This is a genomic window from Phocaeicola oris, from assembly GCF_021295095.1.
In the GTDB taxonomy this organism is placed as follows: Bacteria; Bacteroidota; Bacteroidia; order Bacteroidales; family Bacteroidaceae; genus Phocaeicola; species Phocaeicola oris.
Genome location: NZ_JAJLQX010000030.1, coordinates 1 through 26,627 on the forward strand (window position 1 = coordinate 1; position 26,627 = coordinate 26,627).

The following is a 26,627-nucleotide window of genomic DNA, read 5'->3' on the forward strand; positions in this document are numbered from 1 at the left end:
AATTTCATGGTCAACCTCTTGGCTGCAATAGCAGCATACTGCTGTTTTCCAAAGAAGCCGTGTATCAATGTTACCAGAACAATTGATACACAGCTTGCCTTATTTTGAATTCGTCGAACTCACGTTAAAATAAGTAATATGGAACAGTTGAATAGCGCAATCACCTTTGGTGATATCCGAAAGAAGTTCCCGCATCTTGAGGGATATGCCAACGATTTTCTAATTACCGATTCAATTCAGGGTATCTTTAATAACGGTCACTTCATTCTAAAATACCCGATGCGAATTGATGGTATTGTTATCGTACTTTGTAAATCCGGTGAAGGATGGGTTGAGATTAATTTAAAACGTTATAAAGTAAAAGAAAATGATATATTTATCTGTGCTCCGAACGATTTAATTCAAGCGACGGTACCACAAGGCGAACATAATATTCAAGCCATCATGATTTCCACCTCGTTCCTGAAAGAAATATATATTTCTATGAACACTTTTTTGCCTTATTACATGTCTGTAAAGGAAAATCCGGTGTTCAGTCTGACTAATGAAGAAATAGCCAAACTTAATCTGTGCTTCCAATATATTAAAAAGGAAATTCACGAGGAAGGAAAGTACCATACAGAAATTTTACGCAACTTAGTGTCTATCTATCTTTATAAGCTGGGTAATATTCTTTATGCTAAAACTCCGGAACTTCAAAGTGAGGAGCCGCATCAGTTCAAACGCGAGGAAGTATTGTTCAACGATTTTATTAAACTGGTGAAAGAATATCACTGCAAGGAACGACGTGTGGATTTCTACGCATCAAAACTCTACTTGAGTTCCAAGCATTTTTCATCGGTTATCAAACGGTTCAGCGGAAAAACAGCCAGCAAATGGATAGACGACTATGTCATTTTGGAGGCTAAGACACTGCTCCGCTACTCTACCATGTCCATCCAAGAGGTGGCTTACTATCTGAATTTCAGCAATGCTTCGTTCTTTGGAAAATATTTCAAGCATCATACAGGCATATCACCAAGTGAATATAAGTCGGATTAAAGTATAAAGTCTTCGATTTATAAAGAGAAACTGATTCCTCACGCACGTGGTACACATGGGTCACGCACGTGGTACACGTGCACCACGCAGGTGAGACACGTGAACCACGCACGTGAGACACCTAACTAAGCAAACAAACAGAACAGAATATACCCATGAGTAACAAAAAAGAGGAAGAATAAATCTACTCTTCCTCTGCTCTTTTTATCCGATTAATTAGAATAATTTGCTTGGGTAAACGCCTTTTTCAACCAAATCTTTGAACTTAGCGACTACAGCCGGACGATCTTCCGGATATGTTACACCGAACCACTTGCTGGTCGTATCAAGAACCTCAACGGTTGCAGTATTTTCCTTAATCAGTTTATCCACCATCAATGGGATGAAAAATTCGCTCTTCAGGTTAGACATATTTTTCGGATCACTCAGAAAACCTTTGAAATAATCCTTACTATATGCAAAATAATCAGGAGTAAAGCCCCAGAAATTCATGCTGACAGGAGTATTCTCCGGAGTAACAATCCACCGGTCGTTCTCATCCAAATACTTTATCTCGCCATCCATACGCTGAATCTTGGTACGCTCAACAACCGAGGTAAGCAGATGATGCTCATTTGTTTCACAAATACCGCGAGATACGGTTCCACTTTCACTCAATGTGTTTCCAACGCGAAAACCAACCATAGCATAGGTATTCTTTGACCCATCAGGCAGAGAAGATAGGAATTTTGCCATTACTTTATATGAATCCGGACCATAATAATCGTCACAGTTAATAACAGCGAACGGATCATGAATAACATTCTCACCCATCATAACGGCGTGATTCGTTCCCCACGGTTTCGTTCTGCCTTCCGGAACGGTGAAGCCGGCCGGAATATCTTGTATTGATTGAAAAACAACTTCACATGGAATGTGATCTTCGTATTTAGCTATGATCTTCTCACGGAAATCAGCTTCAAAATCCTTACGGATAACGAAAACAAGTTTACCAAACCCAGCGTGAATAGCATCATAGATAGAATAATCCATGATAGTTTCACCATTAGGACCCAGACCGTCCAATTGTTTCAGACCGCCATAACGACTACCCATACCGGCAGCAAGTAAAAATAATGTAGGTTTCATAATGATTCTTTATTTTGTTATTTCATTTTCTACGTACAAAAATATAAAATAATAATATGAAAGTAGCACAAATGTTCCAATATCTGATTAAGTGTTTTATAAAATCAGAAAGGATAACCAATAGCAAGATGCAGTCCTATGCCGTCTTTGAACTTCGGGATATTATAATATCCACGTTTACCTGTATCATACGGAGCGTGAATTCCGATTCCCATATCCAAACGGATAACCAAAAATTCCATATCGTAACGCAAGCCGAATCCGGTTCCTAAGGCAATACTCTTTCCAAAGTCTTTCAAACTAAGCTTTCCTCCTTGTCGGGACTCATCATTACGAAGCATCCATACATTCCCTGCGTCAAGAAAAGTCGCTCCATTCAAGTTACCCAATATCGGAAAGCGGTACTCTAAATTAGCCTCCAACTTCACATCGCCCACCTCATCTATATACCCGTAACGATTGGTAGCATCCGGATGATAAGTTCCCGGACCGATGGAACGAATAGTAAAAGCACGAACACTATTCGCGCCACCTATATAAAACTGTTCGCTATAAGGCGAAACAGTGGTATTGCCATACGAATAAATGATGCCCGCCATAGCACGTGCTGCCAAATGGCTTTTTCCCGATGCATTCGACAAATAGCGGAACTCAGTAGTTCCTTTTATAAACTGCGCATACACACTGTTAAGCATCTTTTTATTCTTCTCCTTCAAGCCTAATCCACCCACAGCAAACAAAACAGAAGTTGCATTGCCTGCCGAAGTAAATGAAGTTTCCCACCAGTAATGATTCTTAGTGTTAACCTTTGAATTATCGTAAGTGAATGTGTAACTCAGGGCAGGAATAAACTGATTACTCAAACTCAACTGAAGTGTTCGATTCTCATTCATAATAGCGTTAAAAGCCTCTGTAGTATGTTGCAAAGTATTGAAGGTCAGTCGGAAAGGTGTTATAGTATGCTTCCATGTACGCGAAGTCATAAAATCGTACGACACAGATCCTCCAAACGATAGCATGGTAAAATAGCGCGAACGCTTCAACTGGTTGCCATACAACTTAAACGAAGTGTGCTGTGCATAACGATATCGATTACCTTTCTCTTTTACCCAAGGTAAAATCAATTCAGGAAATTCCAATCCAACAGTCAGTCCTATTTCATAAGAATTCAGCTTGTTACGATTTTCTCCATTCAGTTTTGATGAAGTCGTCTGCCACTCATACGATCCCTTTAACTGGAACGAGAGCGCTGCTGCCGATCTCAGGAAATTATTACGTGTCAAACTGAGAATGGCACCCGGTCCGGCTTGATCGGTACTCTTTGTGGCAACGTTCGTTTCCAAGGATACGTCATACGGTTGGTCAAGCATAGCCATCACCCTGATATTCAATGTATCGCAATCCGGTGTAGAATCTTTGGGAGCTACACTATAATCCGTCATCTTAAATATACCCAAACGAGCAATCCGTTCCTGAGAAATTTGAAAACGCGACTGAGAGAACACATTTCCCTTTCGCATATAATAGCGACGACGAATAACCGACGGACGCAAAGCCGGCTTATCACCTATATACTTTATCTTAACATTCCGCACCTGAACCGAATCAAAGCGCAAAATCCGATTACCATCTTGATTACTCACATTATTTTCAAGTAAAATAAATTCGGTATCCCCTACATAATACTTACGAGCAACCTTCTTCGATAAATTCTTCCGGTTCACTAACTTGACAGCTACATATCCCGGACGCTGTATAGTATCGGCTAAAAAAGAAATATAATCCGGACGATAATAAAAATAGCCGTTATTACGAAACAAATTGGATACGCGTGTACGCTCATCATACAATTTTAATACATTGAAATGATCCCCTCGATGTACTAACTTTTCCTGCTCATGAGCTTTAATCAGACTGTCTGCGCGTGCCGAATAGTTAACATACATCAAAGTATCAAAGTAATATGGTTTCTGAAAATCAATATTATACAAAAGTTTAGCCTTCCGGTCGGCAACAGTATCCACTTTATAAGTAACCGATCCGTTAAAGAATCCGTAATCACGCAACAAGTTGGTTGCAACTTTTACCCGAGTATCAGCATTCACTGTTGAAAGATATACCGGTTTCGAAGCCAACTTACGAAATATCCAGTTGCCCGGTCCCTTTTCATTTTGATACTTTACAAATCCATTATATATCCAAAGACCGAACGGTATTGGAAATTTTAAAGAGTTGCTGCTGAGTATAGCATTATTGGGGGGGTAAGATATGGCGGCCTCTACCTCTTCCAACGCTTGAACGCCCGTAGCCGACTTATCCTCGTTATGAATTTTCATCTTCTTTACGCCGGTGTATAACATCTCCCCCTCCAACAAATTCTTTGTCGTTGAACAGCCGGAAAAGATTAGTACCATCAGAAAAACAACTACCTTATATATATATACTGTCCTATTCCTCATTCTTTCGTTTTCTGAAAATAAACAAATCAGTCAATTTATCCACTTTTCTCCGCCATACCAAACCAATACCAGTTTCCACCACTTCGCCTTCCAGAACACTCTCGTAATTCCTATCATGAAACAACTTGAGATAACGCATTCCGGAATTATCCAACCGATATTCAATAGACACATTATCAATAAACGACTCGCGTTGAGTGGCAGCTGTTCCGGTAGTTACCGTGCCTCCTATCACAATTCGTACCCTGTTATTCCAGAATCGACGGGTAAATTGGAAGTTATAATCCGTATGACGGCCGCGGTCATCATCTAATGTCTCCACTCCGAAATTGATATCCATAGACTTACCAACAATGCTTGAAATCTCACTTTGCAGGAACGAATTAAGCGCGTTGGTCGCATCAAAGTTTTTACTCGAAGTATTGCTCTCCGCCATGTATGTACCGGTCACCAACATAGTAACAGCCAGTCGACTCTTCGCTTCTTCTGATAAAGTTGCCAGTTCATTCTGTACCGATGCGTCGTCCGGAGAAGAAAGAATAAACGTCATACCAAGTGCCTCCAGCGTTTGCGACAACTTCACTCCCACGTCAAAGTTCACCATTCGTTGCGATTCACTACTTGAACTTACACGAGCACGCACACGTTCGGTGGCTGTAATGTTCAACCTTGGATTCATCATTTCACCCATCCACTCCAAGTAACTGCCACTTTGTATATTAAAAGTTCGTAATGGAATAACCGGAATCTCGTATTTCATCTCACCACTGTTCAAAGAGTAACGGCCATTCAAGCGCATTTCTCCTTCCGGAGTATACTGAAACTGAAGGTCACCACCTCCTTCCAACAGCATATAATTTGATCCATCTTCATTCAAATCGACATGACATTGCACAGCTTGATCAATATGAATGGCCAACAGAATATCAATACCCGACATAATTACTTCTTTTTCCGGTATTTGATTCTCTGTCGCATCGTTAAAATTAACAAAGGTGACTAATTCTCCCAATCTGTCATTCACCGTCAAAGGAGAATCTTTCATTATATAAGTAAAATCGGTATTACCTAACACATTCATATTTCCGCGCATAATTAGGTTATCAACCGATCCACGCAAAAAAGCAGTCAGGTCGACATACATTTTTCCGTATGTCAAAGCACGTTTAGTCTTCGGTGCATTAAACAATTCATAATTATTCGCCCGCAATCGCAAATCAAGATTAACAGCACTTAACTTGGTCATATCTACCGTTCCGTTGACAGTCATCGGATTCTTTCCGGCTGTAGTAATCTTATAATCAGCAAGAACCAATTTGCTATCTTTTACTTCCAACTTTCTATTATCAATGTTAAACCGAGCCGAATATTCGGGCACCACCATTACAACAGAATCCATCGTCAGTTGTCCGTTTAACTTTGGATTTGACGCTATTCCTTTCGCCGAAAGCGTACCATTAACATCTCCGGTGAACTCTACCAACTTATCCGGTATAAACGGATTCAGCACGAATAAAGGAAAATGCTCAAAGTCTACATCAGCCGTAATAGCTCCCATCCCTTCTTTCGCATCCAAATAGATACCATTAATGTGACTTATCTCTTCCCCTTCATGCAAAATAAACCCATCCACATGATGATCATTCCGTTCACCCGGCAGATATACAGCGTTCGCCTCCCAGTTTCCTAACTTGCTGCCTTCATAAACGAAGTCCTGCATCATGATATCCGCGCTGAACATCGGCTTCTTTTCTTTGACTATATAATGTCCGGTACCTTCTATAATTCCTTTCATATCGGGCATATATGGAAAAACACGACGGAATTCATCTAAATTGACCTGATTCAATTCCAACGTCATATCTTGTTGCGCAAGCGAATCACTATGATTAGAATAGAATTGTATTCCCACACCTTTATCATCATGCAAATTAACTTCCGCGCCAATACGTCCACCGTTATTATAATAAATAAAGTTATCCTCATTCAACGTGAATTTCCGATAAAGGAATGTAGGATGCTCTGGGAAGAGATGCATATTCACTCCATCGGTCTCCACCAGAGTCTCAACTCCCAAATAAGCACCTACCTCCTTCTTAGCGTTCAAATATTCCAGCGTTATTTTACCATTATTATTGTTCATCCAGCCTGTCAGGTTGATTGTAAAAGCATCCTGAGCTTTTTTAGGTACACTCTCTACCTGTCCTAACAAGTGAATCCCTGCCGAATCCTGATTAAGATTAAATGTAATGGAATCTAACATAAACGTATCCTTTTTCAATCCGTAGATATGCCCTGTTCCTAATATTCCTTCTACCGAAGAAGTCTGCAAATCTAATGCTAAGTCACTATAAGAGCAACCTCTAAACTTCAGATAATTATGTATAGGATTGTCTTTCCCTGAAACAAATTTCAGCGATATACTTGGGAAATACTTCATCCACTCCACTTGATGGATGTCTTTCTTTTTCCACTGATTATTTATTTCTGTCATCAATTGAGTTCTCAATTTCGGCAAATCCTCAATCGATACATCCATCATCAAATCCAAATTCAAATCTCCGGTTCGCAAGCATACATTAGTCGAGTCTTTTGACGAAGCCATCTTTGTCCACAGGTCTTTTGCCTTATACGTTTTGCCTTGCGAATAAATAGTGGTACCCGATAAATTAGCATCCAACACATAAAGTTTTCGCATATCCGTCTTTAGAATGGCCTTTATTCGATGCGAAGTACTAACAGGAATATCGGTCAAATGTAAAACTTGCCAGTTCAAATTGTTCACATCTAAGTTTAATTCAGCGGTTATATCATTTCGCTTAATCTGTCCATCGAGTCCGGCTTGCAGTCTTATCAAGTCATTGTCCGCAGTAGCAATCGCAGTCAGTTGATGTTTTGTCAATTTCCCGGACAGTTGCATATTAGTCAGGTTATAGCTGCCATATCGCAGCTTATCTATTGTACCATCAAAATTAATGTGTGTACCTCCCGAATAGATATCTGTTCCTTGCCCATCTAATTTCAAATTTGCAGAAACGGTAAAAAGAGAATCATTCGGCATGAACTCATGCAGATTAATCCGATCAATATTCGCCACAGCAGAGTAAATATTTTTTTCCCAATCGTACTTTGCTACTAACGTAGCTGATGGAGAATACTCTACCGGTTTTAGTTCAAATGTACTATCATTAAGTACCGTCGTATCATTCGCCAAAGCTATCTTTTGCATTGCTGTAGTCAACAAAGCATCCAATCCGATTCGAGTTCCTCTCAATTGAAACTCTCCATCTATTCCACTTCCTTCAGGTATCGTATAGCCTCCCGTCAACGAAGAAATAAAATGAACATCATGAAACTTCGACCTTAATTTTATATTACCAACTCTGTTGATACTATCAGTTAAATTCGAGAAAGTCCCGCCTGCCGAAATATCAAAAGCTGTTGGGAGTTCCGCGGTAAGTGTCGCGACATGAATGAGATTCATGGTACCGTCGGCTCCAAGTCGAACACGCAACGGTTGCGCAGGATATTTCTCTATTATTTTATAATCCAAATGTTTCAACATAAGCATTACATCCGGTTTACCTATATCAGCCATCAGCCGGGCTGAAACCCGAGCATCTTTGTCACCTTTTATTGCACTCCAATCTACATTACCCAGCATTTCCATCGAAGAATTGGCTGTGACCACATTTAAATCCGAAATACTAATAGTGTTTTCATCTGAAATAAGACGCCCGCTTGCAGATGTTAATTCAAGACCGGATCTTTCTTTAAAGTTCAGTTTATTCACTACACCCATCATATCCCTACCATGATAATAAACAGAATCCAATTGCATGTTCAAGTTACTCAAGGCTATTTGTAAAGAATCACTCAGATTTGTATCGGCACTGTAACCTAACTTGCTATTCTGCACATTGAATGAGCTTAGCTGATAAATGCCTTTGTGAAAATCCGCATTCCCGTTCTTCAAACTCAGTTTATCCAAATAAGTTGTTAGGATTAACGTATCCTGCGGCATTACCATACTAAAACCTGTCCGATTGATAATTATATCTTTCGCTTTTATTTTCCAAGGTATCTCAGTCTTAGCAGTATTCTCATCAGACGTATCATTCAAGCAAAGATAGATATCTGAATCGTCTAAAGACAGTTTATTTACTACCGCTTCTTCCCTATTTAAATTGATTCCATGACTGGTTAAGTATAGCCTTCCAATCTTCCCTTTCAAGCACATTCCATCAATAAAATCCTGTGAATCAAGTATTCCGTTACTGAGTGTAATGCCATCCACTTCAATGTGCTTACGAAGTAAAGGAAGCATCTTAACTTTAGCATTTAATATACCGATATTCAAAATAGTATCATTTTCGTTTTTAATGGCTGTAACATCACTCAAGCGAACGTTCAACGGAAAGGATAAATTAATATGACCAATAGATATCCGCATCCCCATTCGTGCAGACGCAACCGAAGCAGCCTTATCAACCAAATAGTTTTGAATGGGTGGCAAATAAATCAAGAAACACAACAAAAAGAACAAAATGAATGGCGCGACAACTATCCATAATGCCCAATGTATGCAATTCCTTTTCTCCATCAGTAGATTTTCTATAAAGATAGTGCAAACTTAATGAATTTTGTGGCAATCAAGACGGTTCATGCGATAATTTTACTATCTTTACGCACTAATTTAATATTAAAATAATGAAAGTTTATAAACTTTTCTTGATACTGGTCCTTATCGCTTTTACGGCATGTGGCACCGGTTCAAACAATCAATCAAAAAATATGGGAAAAGACAAACGTACTTTAGTAAAATTTGAGACTACTGCAGGCAACTTTACTGTTGAACTGTATAATGAAACACCTAAACATCGCGATAATTTCATAAAACTTTGTAAAGAAGGAGTCTACGATAGTACTCTCTTCCATCGTGTAATTAAAAATTTTATGATTCAGGCAGGTGACCCGGATAGTAAAACGGCTTCGGATACTGCCATGTTAGGTGGTGGCGATGTCGGTTATACCATACCGGCCGAATTTATGGCCGACAAATACTTCCATAAACGCGGAGCTCTTGCTGCTGCGCGTCAAGGAGACGATGTGAATCCGGAGAAAGCTTCTTCGAGTTGTCAGTTCTATATTGTAACAGGACGCAAATTTACACAAGATCAGCTGCTTAATATGGAAGGCAACATCAACCAACAGCGCGAAGAGAATATCTTCAACGAACTTGCCCATCAGCGTATGAAAGAAATTTATAAGTTCCGTCGCGCAGGTGATAACGATAAGCTACTGGCCTTGCAGGACTCACTGGAGGTTCAGGCTCATCAGCAATTGAAAGACGAAGGCTATTTTAAGTTCAATCCAGAACAAATTCAGACTTACACTACCGTGGGAGGTGCTCCTCACCTTGATGGTTCCTATACAGTATTCGGTGAAATTACCGAAGGGATGGAAGCCATTGAGAAAATTGAAATTGCAAAGACCAATGATGCTGACCGTCCGATAATCAATATCCGAATCCTTAAAGCAATAGTAGAAGAATGATACGAGTCAACCGTTACACTTTAGACAACGGACTCCGTATCGTCCACGAAGAAGACGACTCCACCCAAATGGTAGCCCTGAACATTGCTTATAATGTCGGATCAAGGGACGAAGACTTCAACCATACAGGCTTTGCTCATCTCTTTGAACATCTGATGTTTGGTGGCAGCATGCACATCCCCGACTACGACACTCCTGTTCAAAATGCGTGTGGCGAGGATAATGCTTGGACAAATAATGATCTAACCAATTATTATATCACACTGCCCAAGCAAAATGTAGAGACCGGATTCTGGTTAGAAAGCGACAGAATGCTCTCACTCAGTTTTAGTCCCAACAGTCTGGAGGTACAACGGCAGGTTGTTATTGAGGAATTCAAACAGCGATGTTTAAACCAACCGTATGGTGATGCCTCTCATCTGATCCGCGCCATGGCTTATAAAGTTCATCCCTACCAATGGCCTACTATCGGAAAGGAAATCAGCCACATAGCTAATGCAACTATGGATGAGGTAAAGCATTTCTTCTTTCGCTTCTACGCACCTAACAATGCCGTTCTTTCAGTTACAGGACATATCTCTTTCGACAAAACTGTTTCATTGGCAAAAAAATGGTTTAGTATGATAGAACGCAGAGATGTTCCCGTCCGAAATCTTCCACAAGAGCCAAAACAAACAGAAGAACGTCGCATGGAGGTTGAACGATCCGTTCCTTCAGACGCTATCTATATGGCTTTTCATATGTGCAAACGTCTCCATCCCGACTTCTATGCATACGATGCTCTAAGTGACTTGCTTAGCAATGGCCGCTCAAGCCGTTTGTCACAGCATCTCATTAAGGACAAACGTATCTTTAACTCCATTGATGCCTATATCACAGACAGTATAGATGCAGGACTCTTTATAATTTGTGGAAAACCGGTACAAGGTATCTTATTGGAACAGGCCGAAGCAGCTATCTGGGAAGAGTTGGAAGAAATTAAAAGTAAGCTCGTTAGCAATGATGAACTGGAGAAAGTAAAAAACCGTTATGAAAGCAACCGGATATTCAATAATATGAATTACCTGAACATTGCAACCAACTTGGCTTTCTTTGAACTCATCGGAAAAGCGGAAGATATTAATGAAGACATAGCGAATTACAGAAAGACTACTCCCCAACAACTGCAAAGAGTAGCCAACGAAGCATTTGTTCACAGCAATTGTTCTATATTATATTATAAGGCAAAGAGTTAACATTTGGACATATCTGATATTTCCACTACAGTTTAAAATCACATTGCATGGATTTTCACATATATAAGCCACATTACAAAGCATTACTACACTTGGGTATTCCTATTATGATTGGTCAGTTAGGAATGATTGTGTTGAGCTTTGCCGATACGCTGATGATAGGACATCACAGCACAGAAGAGTTGGCTGCTGCAAGTTTTGTGAATAACGTGTTCAATTTATTTATTATTTTCGCCAACGGCTTCTCGTTCGGGCTGACTCCTATTGTTGGAGCTCAATTCGGCAGGAATGAACTGCACGATATTGGTCGGAGTCTAAAAAACAGTCTGTTAACCAACATGCTTTTAGCAATTCTAATCACTGCAATTTGTTTTATACTATATCTGAACATCCATCGGTTGGGACAACCTATCGAACTTATTTCACTCATCCGTGAATATTTCCTTATACTGACAAATTCCATCATTTTCATTTTGATCTTCAATGCGTTCAAACAGTTTGCCGACGGCATCACAGATACCAAGACTTCTATGTATATTCTGTTAGGTGGTAACCTGCTAAACATCATTGGAAACTATATTCTTATCTATGGAAAACTGGGATTTCCGGAAATGGGTCTGAACGGCGCAGGGTATTCTACCCTCTTTTCACGCATTATAATGGTTGTGGCTTTTATACTTATCTTCTTCTTTTCAAAGCGTTACAAAGTATATAGGGAAGGATTCTTCAGGAGTTATATAAATAAAACAGACTTTTTACTGCTAAACAAACTTGGTTGGCCTATTGCGCTTCAAGCAGGAATGGAAACGGCTTCCTTTACTTTCAGTGCCGTGATGGTGGGTTGGCTGGGAACTATTCCGTTGGCATCACATCAGATTATGATTACTATTTCGAACATCTGCTTTATGATGTATTACGGAATGGGATCGGCCGTAGCAGTGCGTATTAGCAACTTTAACGGACAACACGATATACAGAATGTGCAGCGGACGGCAAACGCAGGATTCCATCTGATGCTCTGTATCGCTTGTTGTTTAGGAATCCCCATTCTGCTTTGTCGAAACCATTTAGGCAGTTTGTTTACGGATAATGCAGAAGTGGTGGCATTGGTAGCACAATTGATTATCCCTTTCATTGTCTATCAGCTGGGCGATGGTCTACAAATTACCTTTGCGAACGCGCTTAGAGGCATAGCTGATGTGAAACCCGTAATGTATATTGCGTTTATCGCATATTTTATGATTTCCATTCCACTGGGGTATTTCTTCGGATTTGTATTACATCTGAACGCTGTAGGCATCTGGATGGCACTGCCATTCGGACTGACTTCTGCAGGAATCATGTATTACTTGCGCTTTCTGAAAAGCACAAAGAAAAGATAAGTATATGACATAAAAACTCGTCCACAAGACTGTGAACGAGTAAATAATATGATTGTATTTTAAATCTTGTTGGATGAATTCACCAAAGCTTCAAAACTTTTCCAAAGATTATCGTTTGGAACAGGAGCGACGACCGTTATTTGCTTCTTCGAAACAGGATGAATGAAACTAATGCTACGAGCATGGAGTGAAATACTACCATCCGGATTTGAACGCTTGGCTCCATACTTCAAGTCTCCCTTAATAGGGCAACCTATCTTAGCCAACTGACAACGGATTTGGTGATGACGACCGGTCATCAACTTCACTTCCAACAAATTATAATTATCTGAACGGGCAATGACCTTATAGTGCAACACGGCTTCCTTAGCTCCCTGCACTTCTTTATCGTAAGCATAACTTTTATTCTGCTTTTCATTCCGTATCAAATAATGTACCAAGTCAGCCTCTTGCTTTTCCGGACAATCCTTTGTAACAGCCCAATAAGTTTTATTCACATCTCCGTTACGAAACATATCGTTCAGTCGACTCAGCGCCTTGCTTGTCTTGGCAAAGACTACCAATCCGCTTACCGGACGATCGAGCCTGTGCACTACTCCGATAAATACGTTCCCAGGCTTGGCATATAATTCTTTAATATACGCCTTTACCTGTTCCGATAAAGGTGTATCCCCTGTTTTATCGCCCTGAACTATTTCAGAAACGATTTTATTTACTATAATAATATGATTATCTTCGTAAACAACTTTCATACATTACATATTCATACCGCCATCTACCTGAATAACCTGACCGGATACATAACCGGACAAATCACAAGCAAGGAAAGTAGCCACATTTGCAATATCTTCCGTAGTACCTCCGCGGCGAAGAGGAATCTTCTCAATCCATTCTTTACGAATATCTTCAGGAAGAGCCTGAGTCATAGGCGTATCAATGAATCCCGGAGCAATGGCATTCGCACGGATACCCTTGCGTCCCATCTCTTGAGCGATACTCTTAGCCAACGCTATCAAACCGGCCTTCGAAGCAGCGTAATTACACTGTGAAGTATTACCATGAACACCTACTACAGACGACATATTTATGATGCTTCCACCACGTTGACGCATCATAATCGGTGTAACAGCGTGGATAAAGTTGAAAGCGCTCTTCAGGTTTACAGCAATAACCGCATCCCATTGTGCTTCTGTCATCTTCAGCATCAAACCATCTTTCGTGATACCTGCATTGTTCACCAGAATATCAATAGAACCGAAGTCGGCTTTCACTTGATTAACCACCTGTTCGGTCTCTGCAAAGTCGGCGGCATTCGAAGCGTAGCCTTTAGCTTTTACACCCAAAGCAGTAAGCTCACGTTCTGTTGGCAGTCCACCATGTTCCTCATCAATAGCAAGATCAGTAAAAGCAATATTCGCGCCTTCTTTTGCGAATTTTAATGCGATAGCCTTACCAATGCCACGAGCAGCACCGGTAATTAAGGCAGTTTTACCTGTTAATAAACCCATCTTTATCAAATTTTAAATAGTTAATATTATTATCTTCCAGTCCAGGCTGACGTCCGAGTGCACCATACACAACCTTTGCCACATAGCTCCAAGCCGTCTCATCGGGAATATCCTCTGCTATCTTATCGCGGATATAAGGAACTTCTATTCCCTTTATACAGTAATGAAGTATACCGGCCATGATCTCTACATTTGCCGGCTCTATATTAAAAATACCTTGCTCCACGCCATCGGTGAGTATTCGCCGGAAAAGATTGATTTCTTTATTATCGAAGTTCTTGCGGACTCCTTCTACACGCCAAATATTTCGAAAAAATCCGGCTCGAAGCGTTCCGTTACGATACACCACTACTTTGATGGCATCAAGATGTGTCTTGATCAATTTCAAGATTTTTTCATCCGATCGGATATTTTCCTTTCCTACCTCTTCCATTGCATCGGAAAGTTTCTCAAGTTCCGACTCTACTACGGCAGAATAGATTGCTTCCTTACTCTTGAAATAGGTATAGAGTGTCCGCCTTCCTTTTTTGGAGGCCGCGGCAATGTCATTCATGGTAGTATTATCTACTCCATTCTTCGCAAACAATTGACGAGCAACGTCAACTAACTTAGCTCTTGTTTTAGATAATGACATAGTTTGAATTGCACAAAAACCTTTATATGTGCAAAATTACACTATTTCTCTATTTTATCCAACATTTCAATATAAATATTCTTAATTATACGTTTAGAATTGAATAAACAGACAGCACAAACATTTTAAAAAGAAAGGGGAAAATAAAGAAATATTCAGAATTATCCTCGAAAAAATATTATTACAATAATAACCTATTAATCAACAAAATGCGGACTAATTTCATAATAAACTCTATCATTGAATTAAAAAACTTCCCTGAATTGTTTGGAATATCAAAAGAAACTTCTTATCTTTGCAATCGCATTTAAGAAATATCGCGGAGTGGAGCAGTTGGTAGCTCGCCAGGCTCATAACCTGGAGGTCGCATGTTCGAGTCTTGCCTCCGCAACATGTAGCGGATTAAGTAAACTGAATAGTAGTACTTAATCCGCTTTTTTGTTATCAATCCGGGACGAGATTGAAACAAAATAACAGAACTGCCCGAAAACTTTACATCACCGTTTTTTTTCGATGATGTAAAAAAAATGGCGAAAGACAAAGTATAGATTCAAAATAGAAGTGTAATCTATATTTTGTTTTCTTTCCTTTTTCATCCACAAGATATCTTTCTGTAACGTCAAAATAATTGGCATATTGTCCAAAGTCAACTTCTATATTAATCTTAGAGCTCAGAAATCTTCCTATTCCAACAATTTTACAGTACACACGATGGGGCTTCCAACTGTCACACATACTAATGTTAACAGAGCAATACATTATAATCCTTTCATAAATATTTCATTTTAAGTTATAGTGCTATAAAGGTATAAAAAACAGCATGCGATAAAAAAAGAGCTAAATAAACTCCCCCAATTCATTTCTTTTTATCTTTCCATACCAATAACAACAAAAAAACCGCCCACCTATCACAGACAAGCGGTCGAACAACAATTATCAATCATTTACTTATAAAAACTAATATCATGAAATTTTCAGATTAGCATTACAAATATAGAATATTGCATTGCTAAGAAAAAGAACAAATCAGATACCCTTATAAATACACACGTTTAAAAAGTATTAATAATACTACTTTTTAAACGAAAACGTTTGTTATTGGTATTATTTTTACTACCTTTGTATTGTCAAGCAATAACAATATGCAACAATGAAAAGGTATAAGGTCAAAGAGGTGATAAAGATGCTTGAAGCTGACGGCTGGACACTGTGCAAAATCAAAGGAGACCATAGGCAATACAAGCATCCCTCAAAATCAGGAAAAGTAACAGTGAGAGGTCACGAAAATGAAGTCCTCAATCAGTTTTTACTCAACAGCATTTGGAAACAGGCAGGGTGGAAATAACCACCTTGCCACATAAAACAAGAAAGGAGATAACATGGAAAAAATTAAAATTGACATTCAGTGGTGTGATCACAATTTCGGCGCGACGTTTAGCAATAACGTACCGGGTGCTGTGGTTCTTACAGCTAAAACATACGATGAACTAATGAAAGAAATCCCGGAAACCCTCCAATTTCATATTGATGGAATGGTAGCCGACGGTGATGATGTTCCTGAATGGTTGCGTAACGGCGATTATGAATTCGAGTATGTTTTAGACACAGCCGCCCTTATCCGTTCCTGTGAGCAATACGCCAGCCTTGCCGCCATTTCCCGTGCGTCAGGGGTGAATGAAAGACTACTCAGCCACTATGCCAATGGATTAAAAAAACCACGTGCCGAGCAACGCAAGCGTATCGTAAACGGGCTTCATGAAATTGGGCGCAAGCTTATAGCCGTTGTATAGTAGTTATTGTTTGACAACAAACTTCAATGGTTAGGCCGGAGTGACATCTCCGGCCTTTTAAATTATCAGTATAGACCTAACCATACGATACGAAAAGAGGGCATGTCAATTATGACACACCCTCCCACCCCAGCCAAGAGCTGCTTGTTCAAAAGTGGGAGAATATTCCTCAGACTATAAGGTGTCCGCAGCCCGTCTTATGCGATCCGCTAAATCATAAAGTGCCCCTTTCAGCTGTTCTTTTTCATCAACGGAAAACGACGTCGGTTTGCCGTTACCGTCACGTCCATCCATCTTATGATACAACCACGAGTTAGATTTTCCGAAATAGGTTCTCGAAAGGTCCGCCCACGATATAGCTACCAGTAGATCATTTAATTTACTTTTCATCGTTTCCTGTTTTGTTTCAATCAACGTTTCCATATTATCTTTTTTTAATTCCCCCGAAGGGGGATGTTTAACTTTCTTCATCTTTTTTCTTCCTGTTCAAGAGGTTCATCCATCAACTCCGCAAAGAGTCTTTCTATATACCATCTTATCTGTGGAAACCCGTTAGAATAACTTCTTTTATAATTTCTTATCGACATTATCAATATCGAATTCTGTTTCTGTTAGTTTCACTGTTCATATTCTTTTCTTTTGAACAAAATAAAGATAATACGAATAATCGTACTAAATATAAAAAACTACATTTTTAACTGTTCGGAAAAATTCTCACTCTGTAATAGAGCGTAAATCGGATCCCATCTCTTGCCTCCGCAACAATAAAAAGGAGGGTGTGTCAAAATAGGCACATCCTCTTGTTTTATGCACAAAACTTTTGCCCTCTCAAGCCAAAACGTAATTACCATATAAGAAAATACCACAAACCATATATATGAACGAGTAAAATGATACGGATGAGTTGAGCAACTGATGCGGATGAGTTGAGCAACTGATGCGGATGAGTTGAGCAACTGATGCGGATGAGTTGAGCAACTGATGCGGATGAATCGTTCAACTGATGCGGATGAATCGTCAAACTCATCAATATGACTTCACAAGATGATACGAATAACAGCGGAATGTTATGTTTTAAACAACATTATCTCTTTCAATAGTCTGCTCACGATCCGGACCTACGGAAACAATTTTAATTGGGGTCTCCAATTCTTTCTCAAGGAACGCGATATAATCCTTAAACGCTTTCGGAAACTGACTTTCATTCGTCATCTTAGTCAAATCGGCATTCCATCCCGGAAGTTCCTTGTAAACAGGTTCAACAACTTCGTTCACATCGAATGGGAAGTAATCGATAATCTCACCACTCTTCAACTTATAAGCAACACAAGCCTTAACAGTTTCAAAATTATCAAGGACATCACTCTTCATCATAATCAACTTAGTAACACCATTAATCATAATGGCATATTTTAAAGCGACCAGATCAATCCAACCACAGCGACGTTCACGCCCCGTGACAGCTCCATACTCATGCCCCCTGTCACGAATCTTTCGGCCGGTATCATCGAACAGCTCAGTCGGGAACGGTCCAGCGCCAACCCGGGTACAATACGCCTTGATGATGCCGAATACCTCACCGATGGCATGCGGAGAAACTCCCAACCCCGTACAAGCTCCAGCGCAAACTGTATTTGAAGAAGTAACAAACGGATAAGAACCGAAGTCAACATCGAGCATGGTGCCCTGAGCACCTTCACAAAGAACAGCCTTTCCCTGTTTCAGCAAGTTATTAATTTCATGTTCACTATCTACCAGATGGAACTGCTTTATGTATTCGATTCCCTCGAACCACGTCTTTTCCATATCAGTAATATCATATTCAAAGTCCAGACTTTGCAAGATAGCTTCGTGACGAGCTTTTGCCTTGGCATATTTCTCTTCAAAATTACTAAGTATATCACCTACTCTCAAACCGTTACGACTGACTTTATCGGTATATGTCGGGCCAATTCCTTTTCCGGTAGTACCCACTTTTTCTTTACCTTTGGCAGTCTCGTATGCACGGTCGAGCATACGATGAGTGGGTAAAATGAGATGTGCCTTTTTTGAGATACGCAAACGTTCCTTCAACGGATGACCGCTTGCTTCCAAAGCCTTGGCCTCTTCCATGAACAAAGCCGGATCGAGAACCACTCCATTACCTATGATATTTATCTTGTCGCCCTGAAAAATCCCCGATGGGATAGAGCGTAATACATATTTCTGTCCTTCGAACTCCAATGTGTGACCGGCATTTGGGCCACCTTGGAAACGTGCAACGACATCATAATGAGGAGTTAGGACGTCAACAACTTTTCCTTTTCCTTCGTCACCCCATTGTAAACCTAATAAGACATCTACTTTCATAATAAGTATTTTTTAGAATTATTTTTTTTCATGACGTTTTCTCCACATGCACTTACTACATACACCATATACATATAAAGAATAGTACGTGACATTAAACTTCTTCAGCTTCGTATTTACGATAGCTTGTTTCAAGTTATCATCCTCAAATTCTGTTATCTTTCCACATACGGTACAAATCATGTGATGATGCGTCTCATTTTTATAAGCCCGCTCATACTGCGTAGCTATTCCAAACCGGTGTTTGATGACCAGATCGGCATTTATAAATAAATTAATGGTATTATAAAGTGTGGCACGACTAACACGGAACTTTCTTTCACCGGCCATTTTATGATAGAGCGTTTCAATACTAAAATGTCCGTCGATAGAATAAATCATATCAAGTATGGCATAGCGTTCAGGCGTCTTCCGATATCTGTTTTGTATCAAATACTCCGTCAGCTTCTGCCTGACTATGCCTTTTATATTCTCCACTATGACTCATTTTTTGTTCCGACGTCAAAGTTAATCTTTTTTATGTAAACAGAAAAGATTAAAAAGAATATTCTATATCTGATTTTATTTCTCCGGCCAAGGCTTTAACCTCCTCTTTTCCGGAAAGAAGAAGCGGCATCAGCTGCTTACCAAGTTTCCTTCGACTATTCTCATCCTGACTTCCAAACTTACGGAGAGCATTCGCCGCAGTTTGACCGACCAGCAGATTATCTGTTTGTATAGCTGTCAGCGACTGATCAAGGAACTCATCCTGCTCTCGTTCTTCCAACTTTTCCCCTTTCATCAGCAGACGTCCCATCAACGTAAAGCCACAAAGTTCATGATATTCCCTGCCATCGGCCATCCATTCAAACGATTTCTTCTTGGCAAAAGGCAGATTCTGAAACAAATTCATACAAGTGAGCTGAGCAATCTCCGGATTATGAATATTTTCTATCCATATATCAGCTATGTCTTCATTAAATTCCTCAACCGGCATCAAAAGCCCGGCAAGAATCTTACATTCCCTGACATTATCCTTCCAAAGCTCTTCAGCTACTTTAAAGTTCTTATCGTACTGAGAAGCTATTTCTTTCAGACGAGGTAACTCAATACCCCAATTAATCTTATAATCAAGACCTTTATCGCGCATACTTTTTGAAGCCGGACCGTTCATGAACGACCGGAACTGACTCTTTATGTCTTTAACTATCTCATGAGTTTCCATTATTCATTTATATAAGGAAGATTAGCATAATCCCGACTGTAACGGAGCATCTGTTCGGCATACCCCTCTCCATAAGAAATCGTCACGTCGGTAATATTTCCTTCAGCATCTTTAATAGCTGTATAAACAGGGTTAATGAATCCTTTATAAGGTGCCAAATGTAATTTTTCATAACGAGCAAGCACTTCTTTATGCAGCTCAGGGTCAATCTTTACGGCATAATTTTCAACTAACTGACGAGCGGCTTCAAAATCACCTTCACTCTTCACTCGCTGAATCTCTACAAGTAGCTGTCCAAACAGATATCGAAGCTTTTCGTAATCATTAATCATAACGAATGTCTTTCCATCCCGTTCTACCATCTCAATCACTTTATCCTCTTTGCCTTTCTCATAGGTCCATCGGGCTATCAACTGACGATTGCGCATGTGAGCTTCCTCCACATCATTTCCCAACTTTATCCGAACCAATTGAGTCATCAATCCGTTCATAATATAAGTATAGTACTGAGATTTATATGCCTCCATATTTGGAGTCAGTCCCAACTCAACCATCTTCGGATCGGCCAAATAATACAATCCAAAAAGATCAGCCCGTGCTTCCTCTATCGTAGAGCTATATGCTTTCAGAGAGTCAGGATCCACTCCCGGAAGCATCTGCCCTGAACCATGTCCCAAGCATTCATGCAAATCGGTATGCAAATCATCCGTAATATCGGCATACTCATTTATCCGATCCAATTCTTCTTGACTATATACAAACTCTTCTCGGAACCCGTTCCCTCGGGCTGCTTTATTATACGCGTCAGTCAGATTTCCTATAGTTACAGACTTAGAACCATGCACGCTCCGAATCCAATTTGAATTCGGCAAATTAATTCCTATGGCAGAAGAAGGATACAAATCGCCGGCAAGGATAGCTGCCGTTATCACTTTCGCTGATACTCCTTTTACTTCCGGTTTCTTAAATCGGGCGTCAACCGGTGAATGGTCTTCAAACCATTGCGCATTTGCACTTAACACCTCGGTACGAAACGTAGCTTTCAAATCTTTAAAGTTTACAATTGCCTCCCAACTGGCTTTCAATCCAAGAGGATCGCCATATACTTCAATAAAACCATTGGTAAAATCGACCCGAGAATTCGTATCGTTTACCCAAAGAATAGAGTATTCATCGAAAGTCTTTAAATCACCGGACTTATAATATGCAACCAATTTCTCAATCCCTGCTTTCTGCTCTTTAGTCTCCGCAACGGATTCAGCCTGATTCAACCAATAAACTATTTTATCAATTGCAGCGCCATACAGTCCACCCGACTTCCATACCCTTTCGTAAATCTTTCCGTTATTCTTTACCAACCGACTATTCAGACCATACATCACCGGAGTTGAATCGTGAGGATCTTTCTTCGCGTTATAGAAAGCCTCTGCTTCTTTTTGACTCACTCCTTCATAGTAATTCGAAGCGGAAGTTTGAATGAGATCTGCTCCATCTTTCTGACTAACCCGCTTAGGCATCACTGTCGCGTCAAAGATAACAGGAAAAATTTCATCACAAAGTTCGTCAATTGTCTGTCCGCCGGACAAAGGCAAATCTGCCGGATTAAGGCTATTCAACGCGGAACGAAAGAAATCTGCCGAAAAATGAGGAACAAACTTATCGGTTGCGTAATGATGATGAATTCCATTAGAGAACCAGACTCGTTTCAAATAAATAGTCAGTTGCCGGAAATCCTCACACATTCTGTCGCCCCGATAATCAGTATAAACCGCCTCCAACATTTTCCGAATCCGAAGATTAAACTTTCCATTCTGGTCGTATAAAATATCACGTCCATGAAGAGCTGCTTCTGAAAGAAAATAAATTAATTCTTTTTGCTGAAGCGACAAATTCTCAAAATCAGGAACTCTATAACGCAGTATCTGAAGGTCAGCGAACTGTTCATCGACATATTTAAAACTATCTTTTATCATCATCATAAACAAAAAGCTATGTTATTGTCAAAGATAATAGGAAATTCCTACATCAACAACAACATAGCTTAAAACAAATCTATAATTTGGAATTATTTTTTGTTCCTTTTGCGAAAGCTGTTAGGCGTTTCACCCATATTTTTGTAAAATGCCGCATAAAAAGACTGACGATTGGCAAAACCAACCATCGCGGCAATGTCTTCTATATTCTTGTCAGCATAACGCTTATCAAGCAACATGTGCTTGGCATCTTTAATTCTGTATTCATTAAGGAGACAAGAATAATTCTCCCCAAAACGGGAATTAACAACGGCAGAGAGATAACGTGTATTCGTTTTAAGCTCTCTTGCCAAATCCTTAGCAGAGTAGCTGGAATCTCTGTATTTTTTTTGAACGACAATGATATTCAATATTTTATCATATAGTTCATCAGCCAATTCTGCACGGATCAATGATCTATAAGCAGCGACTTTTTCTTTTTTTTCTCTCAGGTTATAAGGCCTCCTTAACGGTTTCTCTACCTGTTTCACTTCTAAATTAACTTTTTTATTCATTGGGATATATGCTTGTTTGGTTATTGTATAATAATCCATCGACCATTAAAACAGTCACAAATTTGATAAATCATTTCGTTTTATGCAAATATTTTTTGTTATTTTATCATTTAAATACAACATATTCAGATATTGTATTTATCTTTGGAATAAAAAGTGAAAGGATTTAGTTAAATTGTTTAAACAATACAAGGTAGAGATATGCTGAACATACTGAAAGAATACTTCGGTTATGATAGTTTCCGACCTCAGCAGAAAGAAATCATCGCAAACGTAATTGACAAAAAAGATACGCTTGTCCTAATGCCGACCGGAGGTGGGAAATCTCTTTGCTATCAATTACCGGCATTAATGATGGAAGGTACTGCTGTCATCATCTCTCCTCTTATTTCACTGATGAAAGATCAGGTTGAAAGTTTACAATCGAATGGAATTTCAGCTTACGCTCTGAATAGTTCAAATAATGACGCCGAAAATTTTCAAATACGACGTTCATGCGTTCAAGGAAAAATAAAGATCTTATATATTTCTCCCGAGAAAGTTCTCTCAGAAATAAATTATCTGCTAAAAGATATTCATATAGCGTTAATTGCCATTGATGAAGCACATTGCATTTCACAGTGGGGACACGACTTCCGACCGGAATATACACAATTGAAAACTTTAAGAGATGAATTTCCAGAAGTACCCATAATAGCATTAACGGCTACCGCTGACAAAATAACCAAAGAAGATATTATAAAGCAACTAAATCTGCACGAACCAAAAATATTTGTTTCATCATTCGACCGTCCAAATCTTAGTCTGGAAGTACGCCGCGGATATAAAACAAATGACAAAAACCGAATAATACTAAAATTTATTGACCGCCATCCTAATGAGAGTGGTATTATTTATTGCATGAGCAGAAATACAACAGAGAAAGTGGCAATCATGTTGAAACATCACGGACTGGGCGTTGCCGTATATCATGCCGGATTAAATAACAAAGACCGTGATAAAGCACAAAATGATTTTATCAATGATCGCGTCCAAATAGTATGCGCGACTATCGCTTTCGGAATGGGTATAGATAAATCGAATGTTCGATGGGTAATACATTATAACTTACCAAAAAGTATTGAAAACTATTACCAAGAAATCGGTCGTGCGGGCAGAGATGGATTAGAAAGTGACACACTTCTCTTCTACTCTTTAAGCGATTTGGTTATGCTCTCGAAATTCGCGGCCGAAAGTGGGCAACAAACCATTAATAAGGAGAAACTGAGAAGAATGCAACAATATGCAGAAGCAGATATCTGTCGAAGAAGAATCTTGTTAAACTATTTTGGAGAGACAATGGATCATGACTGCGGCAACTGCGATGTTTGCAAAAATCCGCCCCAACGTTTTGATGGTACTGTTTTGGTACAAAAAGCATTGAGTGCCATAGCCCGAACGAATGAGAAAATTAGCATTTATATGCTCATTAATATATTAAAAGGTGGTGTAAACAAAGAGCTGATAGATAAAGGATACAACAAACTAAAGACTTATGGAGTGGGACGAGACATTCCGGCTAAAGATTGGAATGACTATTTGATGCAAATGCTCAATTTAGGATATTTTGAGATTGCGTATAACGAGAATAATCATATAAAAATGACAAGTTTAGGAAAACGTGTCTTGTTTGGACAGGAGAAAGCTTTGTTGGCTGTACTCCGACATGAAGAAGTCAAACCTAAGCCAAAGAAAAAAACAAAAGCTATTGCAGAAGAACAGTTATTCTCCGATAAATCAATGGTCTCTCATGAAACAGAAGACAAAGCACTGTTCGAACAACTCAGACTTCTACGGTCGAAGTTTGCCGAAGAGCAGAAAATTCCTGCCTATATCGTTCTTTCTGATAAAACATTACATCTGATTGCCGGCAAAAAGCCAACCACTATCAACGAATTCGGATTGATAAACGGCATTGGTGATTATAAAAAGGAAAAGTATGGAAATGATTTTGTAACCGAGATTAACAAGTTCTTAAATAACGAGAATTAGATGAATATATAAATATGGTATAAAGAGACTGAGAAAAGTCATACGCATCATCGGACAAATACTGGCTGATTTATTATGTGAGTTCGACATAAAATCAAAAAAAGGGGGCTGATTGCGGTGAAGCAACCAGCCCTCTTGCTAAATTAAAAAATTATAAAAGTGCAATAAGTTTGTTTCGGACTGCATTATTCTTTTAATGGGTAGTCCGCCTTGCCGCCCTTGGGCACGGAAGGTTTCTTGGCATTCACCGTCTTTCGTGTGGCGAGTACCGTCTTCATGCGGTCGATATGCGCGTTCACGGGGTCGATGAACTCAGCGTAAGGATCCTCGTCGTTCACCACGGCAAGGGCGTTGACGATTTCAACGAGCGAGCGATAAGCGGCATCGGCGGCTATGCGGCTCTGCTTGATGATGCCTACCTCGACGGCACCCTCCTGAACGGCACGTTCCTTGGCGGCGGCGAGGAACTCGTCCTCGCGTTGGCGCAGGTTGTCGACCAAGGGCGTGAAGTGGGCAGCGGTCATGCGTGCCTCGTCCACGGCTTCGAGGTCTTGCAACAGGTTGTGCAACCGACCCGTCTCTTCGGTCTGCGACAGGGTGGCTAAGTCGCCGTATTTCTTGAACAGTTCGTAGACTTCGGAGGCGGTCTGCGCTACTTCCGCCACGGGATAACCCGTTGAGGCTTTCACATACTCGCGCATGGCACGCCATGCCTCGTCGCGCAGCGCATCCTTCTCGGTGGCAACCTTGGCTGCCGGAACGGAGGCAGACGCTTTCAGCGCGTCATCGAACATCTGATACGCATGTATAAACGTTTGGACAGCCTTCTTCAGCCCTTCGGCATACCCGGGCTTGCTGTCTGTCAACGGCAGTTTATCGGTTTCGGCGAGGACGAGTTTCTGAAATCCGAAATCTTCCTCCACACGTGTGTGGGCGAGGTCGAATGATTTGATTTTTATAGTTTTCATAAGCGTTTCATTTTTTGAATTGAACATTAAGTCGATTTTTATAAAAAATGGCTCGGCGAGTGGCTCGCCAGCCCATTTTTTTCCGTAGAAGCATTATCGAGCAGCTCGCCAGCCCATTTTCTCTCGTAAAAGCATTATCGAGCAGCTCGCCAGCCCATTTTCTCTCGTAAAAGCATTGTCGAGCAGCTCGCCAGCCCATTTTTTTTCAAAAAAGCACTGTCGAGCGAAATTCCCGACGCTTCTACCAACATACAGACACATTGACAACACGACGGGGAAACGAAATTCCGTTCCGAACGGTTGAAAACAACCGTCCCACGCTTCAATTTAATTGAAACGTGGGACGGGAAGGGATGAAATATAAAAGACTACGATTGGAGCAGATTTGCCAGCAGACTCTTAATATAGGCATCCGAGACATTGGCGAGCTCGCCCTTGTCGTAAATGGTGAGCATCGTGATTTCGAGGTGATCGTGTGAGGTTTCCACATGATAGACTATCACCCTTGCACCACCACTCTTGCCCTTTCCTTTTGAGCCGATGGCCATTCTCACCTTGCGCATGCCACTACCGAGGTCAGTCCCTTGCATAGGGTCGGTTCCCATGCCTTGCACGAAAGCCTTGAAATCGGTAGGGAGCGAGCGGTATTTCTTTGCCAGCCGTTTGAACTGTCGCTTGAATTCCTCGCCTAAATAACGTGAGTTCGACGAATTCAAAATAAGGCAAGCTGTGTATCAATTGTTCTGGTAACATTGATACACGGCTTCTTTGGAAAACAGCAGTATGCTGCTATTGCAGCCAAGAGGTTGACCATG

At 40.1% G+C, this 26,627-nt stretch carries 21 protein-coding genes, 1 tRNA gene and 2 pseudogenes; 9 read left to right on the forward strand and 15 right to left on the reverse strand.

Annotated elements, in window-relative coordinates; translation table 11 throughout:
• Window positions 1-108 (forward strand): annotated as a pseudogene (locus tag LO761_RS11595) (IS982 family transposase); the annotation flags it as partial.
• Between the two features lie 30 nt (window positions 109-138).
• Window positions 139-1,041, forward strand: coding sequence for an AraC family transcriptional regulator (locus LO761_RS11600; RefSeq protein WP_272818446.1), 903 nt, complete (start codon window positions 139-141; stop codon window positions 1,039-1,041).
• A gap of 216 nt (window positions 1,042-1,257) precedes the next feature.
• On the opposite strand, the gene LO761_RS11605 is transcribed toward LO761_RS11600, so the two are convergent.
• The 3 genes from LO761_RS11605 to LO761_RS11615 form a co-directional block, all read right to left on the reverse strand.
• A complete protein-coding gene (locus tag LO761_RS11605) occupies window positions 1,258-2,169 on the reverse strand; it encodes a nucleotidyltransferase family protein (RefSeq protein ID WP_272818447.1) in 912 nt (303 codons plus the stop codon).
• Between the two features lie 104 nt (window positions 2,170-2,273).
• Entirely contained in the window at window positions 2,274-4,628 is a 2,355-nt protein-coding gene (gene tamL / locus LO761_RS11610) for a translocation and assembly module lipoprotein TamL (protein ID WP_272818448.1), read from the reverse strand.
• Window positions 4,618-9,231, reverse strand: coding sequence for a translocation/assembly module TamB domain-containing protein (locus tag LO761_RS11615; protein WP_272818449.1), 4,614 nt, complete (start codon window positions 9,229-9,231; stop codon window positions 4,618-4,620). The genes tamL and LO761_RS11615 overlap by 11 nt, the downstream gene beginning before the upstream one ends.
• Window positions 9,232-9,338: 107 nt before the next feature.
• On the opposite strand from LO761_RS11615, the gene LO761_RS11620 reads away from it, so the two are divergent.
• From LO761_RS11620 to LO761_RS11630, 3 genes are read left to right on the forward strand one after another with little or no spacing between them, the layout of a single operon-like run.
• Window positions 9,339-10,184 (forward strand): peptidylprolyl isomerase, encoded by an 846-nt coding sequence (locus tag LO761_RS11620; RefSeq protein ID WP_272818450.1) that lies wholly within the window; start codon window positions 9,339-9,341, stop codon window positions 10,182-10,184.
• Window positions 10,181-11,419 (forward strand): M16 family metallopeptidase, encoded by a 1,239-nt coding sequence (locus LO761_RS11625; RefSeq protein WP_272818451.1) that lies wholly within the window; start codon window positions 10,181-10,183, stop codon window positions 11,417-11,419. Before LO761_RS11620 ends, LO761_RS11625 begins: the two co-directional genes overlap by 4 nt.
• Window positions 11,420-11,466: 47 nt before the next feature.
• Window positions 11,467-12,801, forward strand: a complete 1,335-nt coding sequence (locus LO761_RS11630) for an MATE family efflux transporter (RefSeq protein ID WP_272818452.1) — start codon at window positions 11,467-11,469, stop codon at window positions 12,799-12,801.
• A 59-nt stretch (window positions 12,802-12,860) separates the two neighbouring features.
• Here LO761_RS11630 and LO761_RS11635 read toward each other — a convergent pair whose 3' ends face one another.
• From LO761_RS11635 to LO761_RS11645, 3 genes are read right to left on the reverse strand one after another with little or no spacing between them, the layout of a single operon-like run.
• Window positions 12,861-13,553, reverse strand: coding sequence for an RluA family pseudouridine synthase (locus LO761_RS11635; RefSeq protein ID WP_272818453.1), 693 nt, complete (start codon window positions 13,551-13,553; stop codon window positions 12,861-12,863).
• Between the two features lie 3 nt (window positions 13,554-13,556).
• Window positions 13,557-14,309 (reverse strand): 3-oxoacyl-[acyl-carrier-protein] reductase, encoded by a 753-nt coding sequence (gene fabG, locus LO761_RS11640; protein ID WP_272818454.1) that lies wholly within the window; start codon window positions 14,307-14,309, stop codon window positions 13,557-13,559.
• Window positions 14,290-14,943 carry a TetR/AcrR family transcriptional regulator gene (locus LO761_RS11645; RefSeq protein ID WP_272818455.1) on the reverse strand — a complete coding sequence of 218 codons (654 nt, stop codon included), beginning with the start codon at window positions 14,941-14,943 and terminating at the stop codon, window positions 14,290-14,292. Before LO761_RS11645 ends, fabG begins: the two co-directional genes overlap by 20 nt.
• A 318-nt stretch (window positions 14,944-15,261) precedes the next feature.
• Between LO761_RS11645 and LO761_RS11650 the strand changes: the two genes are divergently transcribed.
• The 3 genes from LO761_RS11650 (at window position 15,262) to LO761_RS11660 (ending at window position 16,733) form a co-directional block, all read left to right on the forward strand.
• A tRNA-Met gene (locus LO761_RS11650) sits at window positions 15,262-15,334 on the forward strand.
• Between the two features lie 759 nt (window positions 15,335-16,093).
• On the forward strand, window positions 16,094-16,288 hold the full coding sequence (locus LO761_RS11655) for a type II toxin-antitoxin system HicA family toxin (protein WP_272818456.1): 195 nt from the start codon (window positions 16,094-16,096) through the stop codon (window positions 16,286-16,288).
• A gap of 112 nt (window positions 16,289-16,400) precedes the next feature.
• On the forward strand, window positions 16,401-16,733 hold the full coding sequence (locus LO761_RS11660) for a type II toxin-antitoxin system HicB family antitoxin (RefSeq protein ID WP_272818457.1): 333 nt from the start codon (window positions 16,401-16,403) through the stop codon (window positions 16,731-16,733).
• A gap of 174 nt (window positions 16,734-16,907) precedes the next feature.
• On the opposite strand, the gene LO761_RS11665 is transcribed toward LO761_RS11660, so the two are convergent.
• The 6 genes from LO761_RS11665 to LO761_RS11690 form a co-directional block, all read right to left on the reverse strand.
• On the reverse strand, window positions 16,908-17,156 hold the full coding sequence (locus tag LO761_RS11665) for a DUF5053 domain-containing protein (protein ID WP_272818465.1): 249 nt from the start codon (window positions 17,154-17,156) through the stop codon (window positions 16,908-16,910).
• A 651-nt stretch (window positions 17,157-17,807) separates the two neighbouring features.
• The gene (locus tag LO761_RS11670) at window positions 17,808-19,082 is read right to left on the reverse strand and encodes an adenylosuccinate synthase (protein ID WP_272818458.1); all 1,275 of its coding nucleotides are present in this window, start codon (window positions 19,080-19,082) and stop codon (window positions 17,808-17,810) included.
• Between the two features lie 18 nt (window positions 19,083-19,100).
• The gene (locus LO761_RS11675) at window positions 19,101-19,562 is read right to left on the reverse strand and encodes a Fur family transcriptional regulator (protein ID WP_272818466.1); all 462 of its coding nucleotides are present in this window, start codon (window positions 19,560-19,562) and stop codon (window positions 19,101-19,103) included.
• A gap of 55 nt (window positions 19,563-19,617) precedes the next feature.
• Window positions 19,618-20,286, reverse strand: a complete 669-nt coding sequence (locus LO761_RS11680) for a DNA alkylation repair protein (protein WP_272818459.1) — start codon at window positions 20,284-20,286, stop codon at window positions 19,618-19,620.
• Entirely contained in the window at window positions 20,286-22,265 is a 1,980-nt protein-coding gene (locus LO761_RS11685; RefSeq protein ID WP_272818460.1) for a dipeptidyl-peptidase 3 family protein, read from the reverse strand. The genes LO761_RS11680 and LO761_RS11685 overlap by 1 nt, the downstream gene beginning before the upstream one ends.
• A gap of 86 nt (window positions 22,266-22,351) precedes the next feature.
• On the reverse strand, window positions 22,352-22,813 hold the full coding sequence (locus LO761_RS11690) for a helix-turn-helix domain-containing protein (protein ID WP_272818461.1): 462 nt from the start codon (window positions 22,811-22,813) through the stop codon (window positions 22,352-22,354).
• Window positions 22,814-23,014: 201 nt separating this feature from the next.
• Between LO761_RS11690 and recQ the strand changes: the two genes are divergently transcribed.
• On the forward strand, window positions 23,015-24,844 hold the full coding sequence (recQ, locus tag LO761_RS11695; RefSeq protein ID WP_272818462.1) for a DNA helicase RecQ: 1,830 nt from the start codon (window positions 23,015-23,017) through the stop codon (window positions 24,842-24,844).
• Between the two features lie 185 nt (window positions 24,845-25,029).
• Here the strand turns inward: recQ and LO761_RS11700 are convergent, their stop codons facing one another.
• The 3 genes and pseudogenes from LO761_RS11700 to LO761_RS11710 all read right to left on the reverse strand — a co-directional run.
• Window positions 25,030-25,812: a DUF6261 family protein gene (locus LO761_RS11700; protein ID WP_272818463.1), complete on the reverse strand. Its 783-nt coding sequence runs from the start codon at window positions 25,810-25,812 to the stop codon at window positions 25,030-25,032.
• A gap of 368 nt (window positions 25,813-26,180) precedes the next feature.
• A complete protein-coding gene (locus LO761_RS11705) occupies window positions 26,181-26,528 on the reverse strand; it encodes a type II toxin-antitoxin system RelE/ParE family toxin (RefSeq protein ID WP_272818464.1) in 348 nt (115 codons plus the stop codon).
• Window positions 26,525-26,627, reverse strand: a pseudogene (locus tag LO761_RS11710) (IS982 family transposase); the annotation flags it as partial. The gene LO761_RS11705 and the pseudogene LO761_RS11710, both read right to left, overlap by 4 nt.